Consider the following 14209-nt stretch of genomic DNA (forward strand, 5'->3'; position numbering starts at 1 on the left):
TCGATCAGGCCTGCAGCCAGACCCGCATGAGGGACAGCAGCTGGTCCATGTCCACGGGCTTGGTGATGTAGTCGGACGCCCCCGCCTCGATGCACTTCTCGCGGTCGCCCTTCATCGCCTTGGCGGTCAGCGAGATGATCGGCAGCGCCTCGAACCGCGGCTGGGTGCGGATCGCGCGCGCCGTCTCGTAGCCGTCCATCTCCGGCATCATCACGTCGAGCAGGACGAGGTCGGTCTTGTGCTCGCTGAGGCGCTTGAGCCCCTCGCGACCGTTCTCGGCGTAGAGCACCTTCATGCCGCGCATCTCCAGGGCGCTCGTGAGCGCAAAGACGTTCCGCACGTCGTCGTCCACGATCAGGATGCGCTTGCCGAGGAAGATCGAGTCCGCGGTCCGCAGCTGGGAGAGGAGCTTGCGCGTGGGGGCGGGGAGGCGGGCCTCCATCCGGTGCAGGAACAGCGCCGTCTCGTCCACGAGGCGCTCCGGCGACGCGACGGCCTTCGCGTTCACGCGTCCGGCCAGCGGCTCCAGGCGGCTGCGCTCGGCGTGGGCTTCCGGCGCGTAGACGACGAACGGCAGGTCCCGCAGGCGGTCGTCGCCGGCAGCCTCCTCGAGCAGCGCGAGGGCGGGGGTGAGCGACGCCCCCGCCGGGATCACCACGCAGTCCGGGCGCTCAGCGCGGAGGGTCGCGAGGGCCCCGTCGTAGGGGATCGTGCGCAGCTCGACGTCGTCGCCGGCCCCGAGCAGCGTGAGGGTGGCCGGGTCCAGCTCGCTGCCGTCGCCGATGACCGTGAGCTGCTTGACCGTCCGGGAGGCCAGGGCGGTCAGCGCCGCGGCGACGTGGTCGACGAGCTCACCGCCTGCGAGCTCCCCGTACGCGCCCGCCGCGCCCGCGCGCAGAGCGGCGAACCTTCTGCCCGGCTGGCCGACGACGAACGCGGGGCGGTGGCGCGTCTCGGGGTCCTGCTTGAGCTGCGAGAGCAGGACGTCGCCGCGGCCGTCGCCGGCGAAGATCAGGACCGCGTCCGGGCGGTGCTCGCGGGCGAGCGCGAGGCCCATCGGCGCGCGGCGGGCGACCAGGACCTTGAAGTCGCGGTCGCGGGCGGCGGTGAGGACCTCGGCGGCCCGCGCCGAGTCGTGGGCGATCACGAGCAGCACGCGGTCGCCGGGCCGCAGGCCGGCGCGGTCGTCCTCGATGCCCTCGAACGCGAGCAGCGTGTGCTCGCGGGAGTCGTCGTCCGGGTCCTGGACGGCTGCGGCGGCCGGCGACGGTGTCGTCGTCTCGTTCGCGGCCTGCATCTGCGGCTGCGGCGGGCGGGCCGGCGGGACCTCGGCCAGCCGCGGGCTGGCGGGCAGCGCGAGCGTGAAGGCGCTGCCCTCGCCGATGACGCTGATGACGTTCAGCTCGCCGCCGAGCAGCCGCGCGATCTCGCGGCTGATCGAGAGGCCCAGGCCGGTGCCGCCGTAGCGCCGGGACGTCGTCCCGTCCGCCTGCTGGAAGGCTTCGAAGATCAGGCCGAGCTTCTCCTCGGCGATGCCCACGCCGGTGTCCAGCACGGTGAACTCGACGGTGCCGCGCTCGCCGGGGGCGATCCGCAGCCGGACCGAACCCGCCTCGGTGAACTTGAACGCGTTGGAGAGCAGGTTGCGCAGGACCTGCTGCAGGCGCTGCTCGTCGGTGACGATCGCGGCCGGCAGGTTCTTCGCCCGCTCGATCGCGAACGCCAGGTGGTTCTGCTCGGCGACCGGACGGAACGAGCGCTCCATGTCGTCGCACAGGTCGCTCAGCGCGACCGGGCCCGCGTTGAGGTCCATCTTGCCGGCCTCGACCTTGGACAGGTCGAGGATGTCGTTGATCAGCGCGAGCAGGTCGTTCCCTGCGCCGTGGATCGTGTTGGCGAACTCGACCTGGGTGGCCGTGAGGTTGTCCTCCTCGTTGTCCGACAGCATCCGGGACAGGATCAGGAGGCTGTTCAGCGGTGTGCGCAGCTCGTGGCTCATGTTCGCCAGGAACTCGGACTTGTACTTCGAAGAGAGCGCCAGCTGGGCGGCCTTGTCCTCCAGCCCGGCGCGCGCCAGCTCGATCTCCGCGTTCTTGATCTCGATGTCGCGGTTCTGCTGCTGCAGGACGAGGGTCTTGTCCTGCAGCTCGTCGTTGGTCTGGCGCAGCTCCTCGGACTGCTTCTGCAGCTCGTGGGTCAGCGCCTGGGACTGGGACAGCAGCTCCTCGGTGCGCATGTTCGCGCGCAGGGTGTTCAGGACGACGCCGATGGTCTCCGCGAGCTGGTCCAGGAAGCCGCGGTTGACCGGCGTGAACGGCCGCAGCGACGCGAGCTCGATGACGCCCAGGACCTGCTCCTCGAAGGTGATCGGCATGACGACGATCTGGGCGGGGGACGCCTCGCCGAGCGCGGAGCCGATCTTCACGTAGTCGCCCGGGACGTCGGTGATCGTGACCGAGCGCGCCTCGCGGGCCACCTGGCCGACGAGGCCCTCCCCGAGGCGGAAGCGCGTCGGCACCTCGCCGTGCGGGCGGTAGCCGTACGCAGCGATCAGCTCGAGCTCGACGTCGTCGCCGTCACCATCCAGGTCGCCCTGCTCGCTGAGGAAGAACGCGCCGTGCTGCGCGGAGACGACGGGCGTCACCTCGCTCATGATCAGCTGCGTGACGGCCTGCAGGTCCCGCTGGCCCTGGAGCATGCCCGAGATCCGCGCGAGGTTCGTCTTCAGCCAGTCCTGCTCCGCGTTGACCTTCGTGGTCTCGCGGAGGTTCTCGATCATCTGGTTGATGTTGTCCTTCAGCTCCGCGACCTCGCCCTGGGCCTCGACGGCGATCGTCCGCGTCAGGTCGCCCTGGGTCACGGCGGTCGAGACCTCGCCGATCGCGCGCACCTGGGTCGTCAGGTTGCCGGCGAGCTGGTTGACGTTCTCGGTCAGGTCGCGCCAGGTGCCGCTCACGCCCTCGACCTTGGCCTGACCGCCGAGCTTGCCCTCGGTGCCGACCTCGCGCGCGACGCGGGTGACCTCGTCCGCGAACGAGGACAGCTGGTCGACCATCACGTTCAGCGTCTCCTTCAGCCCGGCGATCTCCCCCTGGGCGTCGACGGTGATCTTCTGGCTGAGGTCGCCGCCGGCCACCGCCGTCGCCACGTGGGCGATGTTCCGCACCTGGCTCGTCAGGTTGGCGGCCATGAAGTTCACGTTGTTCGTCAGGTCGCGCCAGGTGCCGCTGACGTCCTCGACCTTGGCCTGGCCGCCGAGCTTGCCCTCGGTGCCGACCTCGCGGGCGACGCGGGTGACCTCGTCCGCGAACGAGGACAGCTGGTCGACCATCGTGTTGATCGTGTCCGCCAGCGCGGCGACCTCGCCCTTGGCCTCGACCGTGATCTTCTTCGACAGGTCGCCGTTGGCGACGGCGGTGGTGACGGTGGCGATGCCGCGGACCTGGTCGGTCAGGTTCGTCGCCATCAGGTTCACGTTCTCGGTGAGGCCCTTCCAGGTGCCGCTGACCCCCGGCGCCTCGGCCTGCCCGCCGAGCTTGCCCTCGGTGCCGACCTCGCGGGCCACGCGGGTGACCTCGGCGGCGAACGCGCGCAGCTGGTCGACCATCGTGTTGATGGTGTCCTTGAGCTCGAGGATCTCGCCGCGGGCGTCGACGGTGATCTTCTTCGACAGGTCCCCCTCGGCGACGGCCGTCGTCACCGCCGCGATGTTCCGCACCTGGTCGGTCAGGTTGCGGGCCATGAAGTTCACGTTCTCGGTCAGGTCGCGCCACGTGCCGGACACGCCGGCGACCTCGGCCTGACCGCCGAGCGCGCCCTCGGTGCCGACCTCGCGGGCGACGCGGGTGACCTCGTCCGCGAACGAGGACAGCTGGTCGACCATCGTGTTGATGGTGTTCTTCAGCTGGAGGACCTCGCCCTTCACGTCGACCGTGATCTTCTGCGAGAGGTCGCCCTTGGCCACGGCCGTGGTGACCTGGGCGATGTTGCGCACCTGGTCGGTGAGGTTCGTCGCCAGCGAGTTGACGTTCTCCGTCAGGTCCTTCCAGATGCCGGCCACGCCCGGGACGAACGCCTGGCCGCCGAGGCGGCCGTCCGTCCCCACCTCGCGCGCCACGCGCGTGACCTCGTCGCCGAACGAGGACAGCTGCTCGACCATGGTGTTGATGGTGTCCTTGAGCTGCAGGACCTCGCCCTTGGCGTCGACGGTGATCTTCTGGGACAGGTCGCCTTCGGCCACCGCGGTCGTGACCTGGGCGATGTTGCGCACCTGGTCGGTGAGGTTCGCCGCCATCGAGTTGACGTTGTCCGTCAGGTCCTTCCAGGTGCCGGAGACGCCGGGGACGAAGGCCTGCCCGCCGAGCTTGCCCTCCGTCCCGACCTCGCGCGCGACGCCCGTCACCTGCTCGGCGAAGACGGACAGCGTGTCGGTCATCGAGTTGATCGTGTCGGCCAGTGCGCCGACTTCGCCGGTCGCCTCGACGGTGATCTTCTGCGACAGGTCGCCCTTGGCCACCGCGGTCGCCACCTGCGCGATGCCGCGCACCTGACCGGTCAGGTTGGACGCCATGAAGTTGACGTTGTCGGTGAGGTCCTTCCACGTGCCGGCCACGCCGGGGACCGCGGCCTGGCCGCCGAGCTTGCCCTCGGTGCCCACCTCACGCGCGACGCGGGTGACCTCGTCCGCGAACGAGCGCAGCTGGTCGACCATCGTGTTGATGGTGTTCTTGAGCTCGAGGACCTCGCCGCGGGGATCGACGGTGATCTTCTGGCTGAGGTCCCCGTAGGCCACCGCGGTGGTGACCTGGGCGATGTTCCGCACCTGGTCGGTGAGGTTCGTCGCCATGAAGTTGACGTTGTCGGTGAGGTCCTTCCAGGTGCCCGACACGCCAGGGACCGCGGCCTGGCCGCCGAGCTTGCCCTCGGTGCCGACCTCACGGGCGACGCGGGTGACCTCGTCCGCGAACGAGGACAGCTGGTCGACCATCGTGTTGACCGTCTTGCCGATGTGCGCGAACTCGCCCTTCAGGGGCTGCCCGTCGATGCGCAGCTCCATCTTCTGGCCGAGGTCGCCCTCGGCGACAGCGCCGATGACGCGGGCGACCTCGGTGGTGGGCCGGACGAGGTCGTCGACCAGGCCGTTGACGGACTCCAGGGCGATCTTGAAGTCGCCGCGGGCGTCACCGAGGCGGGCGCGCTCGACCATGCGGCCCTCGCGGCCGACGACGCGGCCGAGGCGGAGGAGCTCGGCGTTCAGCTGGGCGTTGCGGTCGACGAGCTCGTTGAAGGCGGCCTCGATCTCGCCCATGACGCCCTTGCGGCGGGCCGGGAGGCGCTGGCCGAAGTCCCCGTCGGCGGCGGCGCGCAGGGCCTCGTGCAGCCGCTGGAGGACCTCGTCGGGCGGTGCAGCGGGCGACCCGGCAGCGGTGCCGTTGGTCGTCGTGGTGGTCGTCCCGCCGGCACTCTTGGCCATGCACATTCCCCGAGTCGAGCTACGCGATCCTGCCGCAGGGCACGCGCAGCCGCGCAAAACCCCCGTTTCAACCCCGGGGTATGGCCCCCGCCCGCGCAGTTGAAACCACCTCCGGTCGATAGCCTCGGAGCACATGTCGCTCGCCATCGCCCCCGAGGTTGCGGCCGCCCTGGACGCCGGCGGGCCCGTCGTCGCCCTCGAGTCGACCATCGTCTCCCACGGGCTGCCGCGCCCCGACAACCTGCGCATCGCGCGGGAGATCGAGGACGCGGTGCGCGCGGGCGGGGCCGTCCCGGCGACGATCGCGTTGGTCGACGGGGTGGTGCGGGTCGGGCTGGACGACGCGGCGCTGGAGGCGATCGCGCTGCGCGAGGACGTCGTGAAGTGCTCGGCACGCGACCTCGCCGTCGCGGCGGCGCGCGGGGGGACGGGCGCGACCACCGTCGCTGCGACGGCGCACGTGGCGGCGCAGGCGGGGATCGCGCTGTTCGCGACCGGGGGGCTGGGCGGCGTGCACCGCGAGGCCCGGTCGACGTGGGACGAGTCCGCGGACCTCGTCGCGCTCGCGCGCACCGGTATCTGCATCGTCTGCGCCGGCGTGAAGTCGATCCTCGACGTCGGCGCGACGCTCGAGCGGCTCGAGACGCTCGGGGTGTCGGTGGTCGGCTACGGGACGGATCGCTTCCCGGGCTTCTACCTCGCCGACTCCGGCTTCCCGCTGACGTGGCGGGTCGACGCCCCGGATGAGGTCGCGGCGATCCTGGCCGCCCGCGTGGGGCTCGGCCTCGACGGCGGTGCCCTCGTCGTCGCGAACCCGATCGCGGCCGGTGACCAGCTGGACCCGGTCCTGCACGAGCGTGTCCTGAGTGAGTCGCTGGCGGCGGCCACGGAGCAGGGTGTGACCGGTCGCGACGTGACCCCCTTCCTGCTTGCCCGGTTCCACGCGGAGACCGCGGGGGCGAGCCTCGAGGCGAACGTCCGGCTCGTCCTCGCGAACGCGCACCTGGCCGGCCGGATCGCGGCGGCACGATGAACGGCGGGCGCGTCGTCGTCGTCGGCGACCTGATGGTCGACGTCGCCGCGACCGCCCGCACGCCCGTCCTGCGTGGCTCGGACGCGCCGGCGACCGTGCGCTTCCGCGGCGGCGGGAGCGGGGCGAACGTCGCAGCGTGGCTCGCGGAGGACGGTGTCCCGGTCACGCTCGTCACGCGGGTGGGCGACGATCCGGCGGGCCGCGCCGACTGTGCCGCGCTGCGGGCGCGCGGGGTCGACGTGCGGGTCGCGGTGGACCCGGACGCGCCGACCGGGACCTGCATCACGGTCATCGAGCCCGACGGCGAGCGGACGTTCCTCCCGGACCGTGGTGCGAACCTCGGGCTGACGCCGGCGGACCTGCCGCTGGAGGTCTTCACGCCCGACGCCCACCTGCACCTGTCCGGCTACGTGCTGCTGGACGCCGATGCCCCGGCCCGTGCCGCCGGGCTGGCCGCGCTGCGCAAGGCGAAGGACCTGGGCATGAGCATCTCGGTCGACCCGGCGTCGAGCGGCCCGCTGCACGCGCTCGGCGTGCAGACGTTCCTGGACTGGGTCGCCGGGGTGCAGACGCTGCTGCCGAACGCGACGGAGCTCGTCACCCTGACCGGGGAGACGGACCCGGAGCGGGCGGCCGGCCTGCTGCGGACCGCAGCGTGGGCGCAGGAGGTCGTGGTGACCCTGGGACGCGACGGCGCGCTGTTCCGCGACGGCCTTCAGACGGCCTGCGCCCCGGCGGCACCGCTGACGCCTGGGGTCGCGGCCGACAGCACGGGGGCGGGCGACGCGTTCGCCGCCGCGTGGCTGGCCGCGCGGCGGTCGGGCGCGGGCCCGGACGAGGCCCTTGCCGCCGCATGCGCGCGCGGGAGCCAGGTGGTGGGCCTGGCGGGCGCGCGGCCGGCGCCGGGCTGATCGCGGGAGGCGATTCCGCGGAATCGCCGGGAACCCGAAGGTCGGAGGGCGAGGCTCGCGTCAGGCCGGCGGGAGCAGCGCGGCAGCGACGTCGAACGGCGGGACCGGCAGGTGCGCCGGTGCGACCGGCTCACCGCGACGATGGTGCGTGACCGTGCGGTAGTCGCCGTCCGTGGGCAACACGCGCGCGATCGTCGCGGTCCGCGGACGCGGGGCGGCCCGAGGTCGCAGAGATGTCACGCGCGGGTCGTCCGGGCGGCACTAGGCTGAGGACCATGTCCCAGAGCGACGATGACCAGCTGTTCGGCCCGGAGCACGTCCGGGTCTATCAGGAGACCGACGGTGCCCGCGGGTACCACTGGCGCGGGACCGAGATCCTGCTGCTGACGACGATCGGCAACAAGTCCGGCGAGGCGCACACGACGCCGCTGATCCACCGGACCGATGGCGACAACTACGTCATCGTCGCGTCCAAGGGCGGAGCGCCCGAGGATCCGGCGTGGTTCAAGAACATGCAGGCCAACCCCGACGCCGACGTGCAGGTCAAGGCTGCGCACGTCCCGGTGACGATGACGGTCGCCGAGGGCACCGAGCGCGCGCGCCTGTGGGACGCGATGGTCGAGGTCTGGCCGGACTACACCGACTACGCGGCCAAGACCGACCGCGAGATCCCGATCGTGGTGCTCGTCCCGCGCTGACCCGCTGACTCAGGCTCCTCTCAGCGTCTGCTTAGAGGAGCCGCAGGCGCGGGCGGCATCGTGCTGTCCATGCACCGGTCAGAGATTCCCGAGGGCCTCGGCGCCGAGCGACTCCGCGCCGGCCGCCGGGCCAAGCCGACCCGCCAGGAGCGGACCCGCCGCGTCCGGCGGCTCGCCGTCACCTGGACCGTGGTGGCGTTCGCCGCGGTCTGGGGCGTGATCTTCACGCAGATGCGCGCCGGTGCCGACCCGGCCCTGGGCGCCGGCGCGCCGGCGGTGGCGGCGACCACGGGGACGACGAGCGAGGCCGCGGCGACCGAAGACGCGATCGCGGCGACAGACGCGACGGCCACGTACGACGACGGGACGGCCACGACCACCGACGAGAGCGCCGCGTCCGACGTGACGACCTCTCAGTCCTGAGGCCAGACGGCCGGGTGGCCGGACCTTGCGCACCAGCGCACGTCATGCATGCTCCAGCGCGAAAGGTCCCACTGCGCACCCGCCATCCCGGCGCCCGGTGCTCTCAGCCCGCCAGGCGCATGACCGGCCGCCGCGCCGGCGCGCCGATCGTCGCCGCGACGTGGTCCGCCAGGTGCTCGGCGTCGCGGGCGATTCCCGCGAACCGGCCCGAGCCCCAGCTGTGCAGCCACGGCATGCCGATGACGGACAGGCCGCGGATCGCCGTCACGCCCCGATGGTGGGTCGGGTAGCCCGTGCCGTCGAAGGCGGGCACCTGCACCCAGGACCAGTCCGACCGGAACCCGGTCGCCCAGATCACGGAGGTGATCCCCTGGGCCTCGAGGTCCAGGCGGGACGGCGCGTCGGCCGCGCGCGGCGGGTCCCACAGCGGGATATAGCGCGCCTCCTCCGGAGCGTCGACCCCGGCGCCCTCGATGTACGCGTCGATGACGTCCTTGATGCGGTCGTCGGTCGCGTCGGCCAGATCGAGGTTCGCGCGCAGGTCGCCGGCGAACGACAGCTCGGGCGCCGTGATGTCGGTCAGGCGGCCGTGCAGGTGCATCCCCTCGGTCGCGAAGCGGCGCAGGTCGATGTCCCGCCCGCCGTCCCGGCCGGTGACGTAGTGGTTGGCCTCCTTGCGGGCCTTCAGGCCCTCGGGGTGCTGGTCGATCGGCAGGTCGTAGCGGCCCATGTCCTGCAGCCAGGCGACGACGTCTCGCCCGCGGTAGAAACGCGCGACCCGCGGGGCCGAGCCGACCGCGAGGTGCACCTCCCGGCCCTCGAGGTGGAGGTCCTCCGCGATCTGGGCGCCCGACTGGCCGCTGCCGACCACGAGCACCGCGCCGTCCGGCAATGTCGCCGGCGACTTGTAGCGCGAGGAGTGCAGCTGGGTGACCGACGACGGCAGGCGCTCGGCCATCCGCGGAGAGGTCGGGACGTGGTACCCGCCGACCGCCAGGATGACCTGGTCGGCGGTCACGGTCCCGACGTTCGTCCGGACCACGAACGTCCCGTGGTCGGACTGGGTGAGCTGCTCCACGGCGACGCCCTCGACGACCGGCGGCCGGAAGGACGCGACGTACTGGTCGAGGTACTCGAGGATCTGGTCCTTGACCATGAAGCCGTCCGGGTCGTTGCCGGCGTACGGGTGGCCCGGCAGCTGACACTGCCAGTTGGGCGTGACGAGGCAGAACGAGTCCCAGCGCTGGCGGCGCCAGGACGAGGCGATCTCGTGCCGCTCCAGGACGATGTGATCGACGCCGCGGGCGCGCAGGCACCAGCTCGTCGCCAGGCCGGCCTGGCCGCCGCCTACGACGACGACCGGGTAGTGCCCGCTGAGCGCGGGAGGTGGCGTCGTGCGGGCGTCGCGGTAGAGCGCCTCGACGGTGACGCTGCCCGCCGGCTGGCCGGCTGCCCGGGTGCGCAGCTCGGCCGTCTCGGCGGCGGCCGCCGTGCACGCGAAGCCGTATTTCGCGCGGACGCGCTCGCTGCCGGCGGCGAGCGCGTCGGTCGCGCGCCGGACGAACTCGTCGACCGGGTAGGTGGCGCCGGCGCAGAGCGCGCGCTCGATCGTGCGTGACGGAGAGGTGCAGGTCTGATGCGTCCCGTCGGGCCAGCGGACGCGGAAGTGGACTTCGGGCATGGGGCTTTGTCCTCGGGGCGGTGGGTCCGGACGGGTCAGGCGGCCGCGAGCGGAGCGGGCGTCGCGTAGACGTCCGGGCGCAGGTCGCGGATGGGGGAGAGCGCGCGGCGGGCCCGCGTGAGGGCGGCGTCGACGTCCTCGACGGTGGCGATCGCCAGGCCCTCGCCCGTGGACGTGACCGCGAGCGGGTCGCCGCCCGGGCCGATGACGCGCGCGCTGCCGATGAAGCGCAGCGCGCCGAACGTCCCCGACTGGTTGGCGGACGCGACGATCAGCGAGTTCTCGGCGGCGCGGGCGCGGTCCCAGAGCTCGGAGCGGCGGTACTGGCGGTCGTCCTCCAGGCGCGGCGCGGCGTTCGTCGCGCTGCAGGGCCAGGCGGACAGGAAGCACAGGATCTGCGCACCCTGGAGCGCGAGCGTCCGGGACGCCTCGGGGAAGGCCTTGTCGTAGCAGATGAGCATCCCGATCCGGCCGACCGGGGTGTCGAACGCGGCGAGCTCGTCGCCGGGCCGGGTGATGCGGTCCTCGTCGAGCGGCAGGTGGACCTTGCGGTGGACGCCGAGGACCTCGCCGCCGCTCACGCAGACGGCGGTGTTGTGCACCATGGTGTCGTCCTCGCCCGCCGTCACCTCCGCCATGCCGAAGCACACGACCATGTCGCCGGCGAGGTCCGCCACGCGCTGGACCTCCGGGCCGTCGACGGTGAACGCGGGCGGCCACTCGGCGTCGCCATGGAGGGTCTCGACGTAGCCGCCGAGGCAGGCCTCCGGCAGGACGAGCAGGCCCACGCCGGCCGCGCGCGCCTCCTCGATCAGGGTGGCGATGCGGGTGAAGCACTCCTCGAGGTCGCGGCCGAACGGCGCGGACGTGGCGGCGATGGTGAGCGGGGTCATGGGGTGCGGCCTTCGGTTCCGGGGGTGGGGGACGACGGGGCGGGCGGGCCTGCGGTCGGGATCGGCCACACCATGTGGCGGTGCTCGGTGCGCGCGACCTGCACTGCGCGCACGTCGTCCCAGCCGAGGCGCTCGAAGAAGTGGCGGTAGCGCACCTGCACGTGCGCGTCGAAGTGCGCGGCGCCGGCGTCGAGCGCCTGCGCGCACGCCTCGCGGACCAGGAGCGCACCGACGAGGCCGCGGGCCGGGCCGCCGGCGCCGCTGCAGACCAGGCGGCTGCCGCGCCACCAGCCCGTGGCCACGTCGACGGGGTGCAGGCGCACGCCGCCGATGACGTGCCCGGTCTCGCTCAGCGCGACCAGCACCCGGGTCAGCGGCGCGCCGTCGTGCCCGTCGTGGTCGTCGGCCTCGAACAGGTGCTGCTCGTCGACGAACGCCCTCAGGCGCAGCGCGGCGTAGTCGTCGAGGCGACCGGGGTGGCGCTCGGCGCGCACCACGGTGAACCGCCGTACGGCGGGGACCGGCAGGTCGAGCATCGTCCTCATCGGCGCGGTCAGCCGCCCTCGCCGCAGAGGGCCGAGCAGGCGCCGCACGCCGCGCAGCCGGCGCCCTGGTCGGCGCCCCGCATCCCGGCCGCCTTCAGCGCGGTCGCCACCCTGCGCGTCACGCGGGTCAGGGTCAGCGGGTCCGGCGCCGGGACGCCGTCCGCGTGCGCCAGCGAGCCCTCCAGCGGGCGATAAGGGACGACGAACGGATAGACGCCCATGCCGATCAGCCGCTCGGCGCCGGCGACCAGCTCGTCCGGATCCTCGCCGAGGCCGACGAGCAGGTAGGTGGAGACGCGGTTACGGCCGAAGACGCGGACCGCCTCGAGCCATGCCGCGTCGTACCGCGACAGCGGGACGGTCGCCTTGCCGGGGGTCCAGCGCTCGCGGACCGCCTGGTCGAGCGACTCGACGTGGATGCCGATCGCGGTCGCGCCCGCGTCCTTGAGGACCTGGATCCACTCGAGGTCCAGCGGCGGCTCGATCTGGATCTGGATCGGCAGGCCCGGGACCGCTTCGAGGATCGCCTCGACGCACTTCGCCAGGTGCTTGGCGCCGCGGTCGACGCCGTTGGAGGTGCCGGTCGTCATCACCACCTGGCGGACGCCGTCGAGCTCGACGGCGGCCTTCGCGACCTGGGCCAGCTGCTGCGGGAACTTCACCTGCGTCGTGGCCCCTGCGCGCAGCGACTGCTCGATCGTGCAGAAGCGGCAGCGGCTGGACTCCTCGGTGTAGCGGATGCAGGTCTGCACGACGGTCGTGGCCAGGACGTCCGTGCCGTGCAGGCGGGCCAGCTGCTCGAACGGGATGCCGTCGTCCGTCGTCAGGTCGTAGAACCGCGGCCGCATGATCGGCTCGAGGAGGGCGTCCTCGATGACCACCCCGTCACGGGTCAGGACGCCGCCCTCGAGCAGCTCGAAGGGGGAGTCCGCGACGATCGGCAGGGTGGCGGCGTTGCTGCTGCCGCCGACCGACCAGTGCCCGTCGTCGCTCGGGCCGGCGCCGGCCTTGCGCCGGAGGGGAGGGGCGGAGCGGACGCCGAGGACAGCGAGCTCTGCGCGCAGGTCGAGTTCCATCGTCGTCCGCCTCGCTCGCCCGCTCAGAACATCCAGGTGGAGTTGATGATCGCGCCCTTGCGGGCGTAGTGGATCACCGCGTCCTGGAGGTCGAGCGGGTGCGCCGGGATGACGCCCTCGATCAGGTCCTCCTCGCGTGCGCCGTGCAGCGACAGGCCGAGCCGGCAGGCGTAGACCTTGCCGCCCATGCCGATGTAGCGCTCGAGCACGTTGTTCTCGTTGCGCATGCCGGGGAAGACCTCGTCCCCGATGGTCGGGAAGCCGCGGCTGGCCAGGCAGTTGAGGGCGCCGATGCCGTAGAAGTACAGCGCCGAGTCGAAGCCCTTCTTCTCGGCGCGGATCGCCTGCAGCACGGCGACGAAGCTCACGGACGACTCGTGCACGAGCCCATGGACGAGGCCGAAGTACGTCTCACCGGCCTCGGCCTGGTAGTCGGGGAAGACCTTGGTGGCACCGTAGAGCGACTCGCCGTTCGCCTTGCTCGGGTGCGGGATCTCCATCAGGCTCGCGATCTCCTGATCGTTGAGCTGCGGTTCGACGGCCATCTGGGGGTTCTCCTTGGTGTGGGTCAGGCGGGGGAAGCGGATGGACCACATGCTCCGCGTTCGACGGGCCCGCCTCTATGGACCGCCGGTCGGAGGTCCGGCGCGCGAACTGCGGACGCGGGGTCCTGATCCCCGGTGCCATGTGGTCCAGTCCCCCCGGGCACCCTCTGGTCGACCGGAGGTCCGGACGTCCGAACCCGCTCCACGCGGGTTTCGGGGCGCGTCCCGGCAGGCCCGTCGCTACTGTCGTCGGCGATGACCGACCCGATGCTCCGTGTGCTCGTCGCCGAGGACCAGGCGCTCCTGCGCGAGGGGCTCGTGCGGCTCCTCGGGGACCTCGGGTTCGACGTGGTGGCGGAGGCGGCGGACGCGGACGAGCTGCTGGTGGCCGTCCACGAGCACGTGCCCGACGTCGTCGTGGTCGACGTCCAGATGCCGCCGGACCTGACGGACGACGGCATCCGCGCCGCGCTGAAGATCCGCGCGGAGCTGCCCGGCGTCGGCGTCCTGGTGCTGTCGCAGTTCCTCGAGGAGAACTACGCGCTCGACCTGATCGGCGAGGACGCGAGCGGCGTGGGCTACCTGCTGAAGGACCGCGTCTCGGACGCGGCGGCGCTGGCCGACGCGATCCGGCGCGTGGCGGCGGGCGGGTCGGCGCTGGACCCCGAGGTCGTCGGCCGGATGGTCACCCGCAAGCGCCGCGACTCGCGGCTGGACTCGCTGACGACGCGCGAGCGGGAGGTGCTCGCGCTGATGGCCGAGGGGAAGTCGAACCCGGGGATCGGCGCGGCGCTCGGCGTCACCCCGGCCGCGGTCGAGAAGCACGTGACCGGGATCTTCCAGAAGCTGGACATCGGACACGAGCACTCCGAGCACCGCCGCGTGATGGCGGTCCTGGCGCGCCTTCGGGCCGGCTAGGCCGGAAGCTTGC

Annotated in this window: 12 protein-coding genes; 5 read left to right on the forward strand and 7 right to left on the reverse strand. The window is 72.6% G+C overall.

What is annotated here, in order from left to right; all coding sequences use genetic code 11:
• Positions 1 to 4 precede the first annotated feature (4 nt).
• A complete protein-coding gene (locus DSM112329_RS06770) occupies positions 5 to 5473 on the reverse strand; it encodes a HAMP domain-containing protein (protein WP_354701044.1) in 5469 nt (1822 codons plus the stop codon).
• A 133-nt stretch (positions 5474 to 5606) separates the two neighbouring features.
• Here DSM112329_RS06770 and DSM112329_RS06775 point away from each other — a divergent pair, with 133 nt between their 5' ends.
• Both DSM112329_RS06775 and DSM112329_RS06780 read left to right on the forward strand, forming a co-directional pair.
• Entirely contained in the window at positions 5607 to 6506 is a 900-nt protein-coding gene (locus tag DSM112329_RS06775) for a pseudouridine-5'-phosphate glycosidase (protein WP_354701045.1), read from the forward strand.
• Positions 6503 to 7417 carry a carbohydrate kinase family protein gene (locus DSM112329_RS06780; RefSeq protein WP_354701046.1) on the forward strand — a complete coding sequence of 305 codons (915 nt, stop codon included), beginning with the start codon at positions 6503 to 6505 and terminating at the stop codon, positions 7415 to 7417. The genes DSM112329_RS06775 and DSM112329_RS06780 overlap by 4 nt, the downstream gene beginning before the upstream one ends.
• 60 nt (positions 7418 to 7477) lie before the next feature.
• On the opposite strand, the gene DSM112329_RS06785 is transcribed toward DSM112329_RS06780, so the two are convergent.
• On the reverse strand, positions 7478 to 7600 hold the full coding sequence (locus DSM112329_RS06785; protein ID WP_354701047.1) for a hypothetical protein: 123 nt from the start codon (positions 7598 to 7600) through the stop codon (positions 7478 to 7480).
• Between the two features lie 92 nt (positions 7601 to 7692).
• On the opposite strand from DSM112329_RS06785, the gene DSM112329_RS06790 reads away from it, so the two are divergent.
• Complete coding sequence (locus tag DSM112329_RS06790) at positions 7693 to 8115, forward strand: nitroreductase family deazaflavin-dependent oxidoreductase (protein WP_354701048.1); 423 nt, start codon at positions 7693 to 7695, stop codon at positions 8113 to 8115.
• A gap of 69 nt (positions 8116 to 8184) precedes the next feature.
• Positions 8185 to 8538, forward strand: coding sequence for a hypothetical protein (locus DSM112329_RS06795; RefSeq protein WP_354701049.1), 354 nt, complete (start codon positions 8185 to 8187; stop codon positions 8536 to 8538).
• 103 nt (positions 8539 to 8641) lie between these two features.
• Here DSM112329_RS06795 and DSM112329_RS06800 read toward each other — a convergent pair whose 3' ends face one another.
• From DSM112329_RS06800 to DSM112329_RS06820, 5 genes are read right to left on the reverse strand one after another with little or no spacing between them, the layout of a single operon-like run.
• A complete protein-coding gene (locus DSM112329_RS06800) occupies positions 8642 to 10219 on the reverse strand; it encodes an MSMEG_0569 family flavin-dependent oxidoreductase (protein WP_354701050.1) in 1578 nt (525 codons plus the stop codon).
• Between the two features lie 35 nt (positions 10220 to 10254).
• Complete coding sequence (locus tag DSM112329_RS06805) at positions 10255 to 11112, reverse strand: carbon-nitrogen hydrolase family protein (protein ID WP_354701051.1); 858 nt, start codon at positions 11110 to 11112, stop codon at positions 10255 to 10257.
• On the reverse strand, positions 11109 to 11657 hold the full coding sequence (locus DSM112329_RS06810) for an MSMEG_0567/Sll0786 family nitrogen starvation N-acetyltransferase (RefSeq protein ID WP_354701052.1): 549 nt from the start codon (positions 11655 to 11657) through the stop codon (positions 11109 to 11111). The genes DSM112329_RS06805 and DSM112329_RS06810 overlap by 4 nt, the downstream gene beginning before the upstream one ends.
• Positions 11658 to 11665: 8 nt before the next feature.
• Positions 11666 to 12733, reverse strand: a complete 1068-nt coding sequence (locus tag DSM112329_RS06815; protein ID WP_354701053.1) for an MSMEG_0568 family radical SAM protein — start codon at positions 12731 to 12733, stop codon at positions 11666 to 11668.
• A 23-nt stretch (positions 12734 to 12756) separates the two neighbouring features.
• Positions 12757 to 13278 (reverse strand): MSMEG_0572/Sll0783 family nitrogen starvation response protein, encoded by a 522-nt coding sequence (locus DSM112329_RS06820; RefSeq protein ID WP_354702453.1) that lies wholly within the window; start codon positions 13276 to 13278, stop codon positions 12757 to 12759.
• Between the two features lie 255 nt (positions 13279 to 13533).
• Between DSM112329_RS06820 and DSM112329_RS06825 the strand changes: the two genes are divergently transcribed.
• Positions 13534 to 14196 carry a response regulator transcription factor gene (locus DSM112329_RS06825; RefSeq protein ID WP_354701054.1) on the forward strand — a complete coding sequence of 221 codons (663 nt, stop codon included), beginning with the start codon at positions 13534 to 13536 and terminating at the stop codon, positions 14194 to 14196.
• Positions 14197 to 14209: the final 13 nt, after the last annotated feature.

It is taken from the genome of Paraconexibacter sp. AEG42_29, assembly GCF_040581415.1.
Taxonomy (GTDB): Bacteria; Actinomycetota; Thermoleophilia; order Solirubrobacterales; family Solirubrobacteraceae; genus Paraconexibacter.

Bases quoted from the DNA above. Each gene is read 5' to 3' on its own strand.
- DSM112329_RS06795 (WP_354701049.1), top strand. From the start codon at position 8,185: ATGCACCGGTCAGAGATTCCCGAGGGCCTCGGCGCCGAGCGACTCCGC.
- DSM112329_RS06780 (WP_354701046.1), top strand. From the start codon at position 6,503: ATGAACGGCGGGCGCGTCGTCGTCGTCGGCGACCTGATGGTCGACGTC.
- DSM112329_RS06820 (WP_354702453.1), bottom strand. From the start codon at position 13,278: ATGGCCGTCGAACCGCAGCTCAACGATCAGGAGATCGCGAGCCTGATG.
- DSM112329_RS06825 (WP_354701054.1), top strand. From the start codon at position 13,534: ATGACCGACCCGATGCTCCGTGTGCTCGTCGCCGAGGACCAGGCGCTC.
- DSM112329_RS06800 (WP_354701050.1), bottom strand. From the start codon at position 10,219: ATGCCCGAAGTCCACTTCCGCGTCCGCTGGCCCGACGGGACGCATCAG.
- DSM112329_RS06815 (WP_354701053.1), bottom strand. From the start codon at position 12,733: ATGGAACTCGACCTGCGCGCAGAGCTCGCTGTCCTCGGCGTCCGCTCC.
- DSM112329_RS06790 (WP_354701048.1), top strand. From the start codon at position 7,693: ATGTCCCAGAGCGACGATGACCAGCTGTTCGGCCCGGAGCACGTCCGG.
- DSM112329_RS06810 (WP_354701052.1), bottom strand. From the start codon at position 11,657: ATGAGGACGATGCTCGACCTGCCGGTCCCCGCCGTACGGCGGTTCACC.
- DSM112329_RS06770 (WP_354701044.1), bottom strand. From the start codon at position 5,473: ATGGCCAAGAGTGCCGGCGGGACGACCACCACGACGACCAACGGCACC.
- DSM112329_RS06805 (WP_354701051.1), bottom strand. From the start codon at position 11,112: ATGACCCCGCTCACCATCGCCGCCACGTCCGCGCCGTTCGGCCGCGAC.
- DSM112329_RS06775 (WP_354701045.1), top strand. From the start codon at position 5,607: ATGTCGCTCGCCATCGCCCCCGAGGTTGCGGCCGCCCTGGACGCCGGC.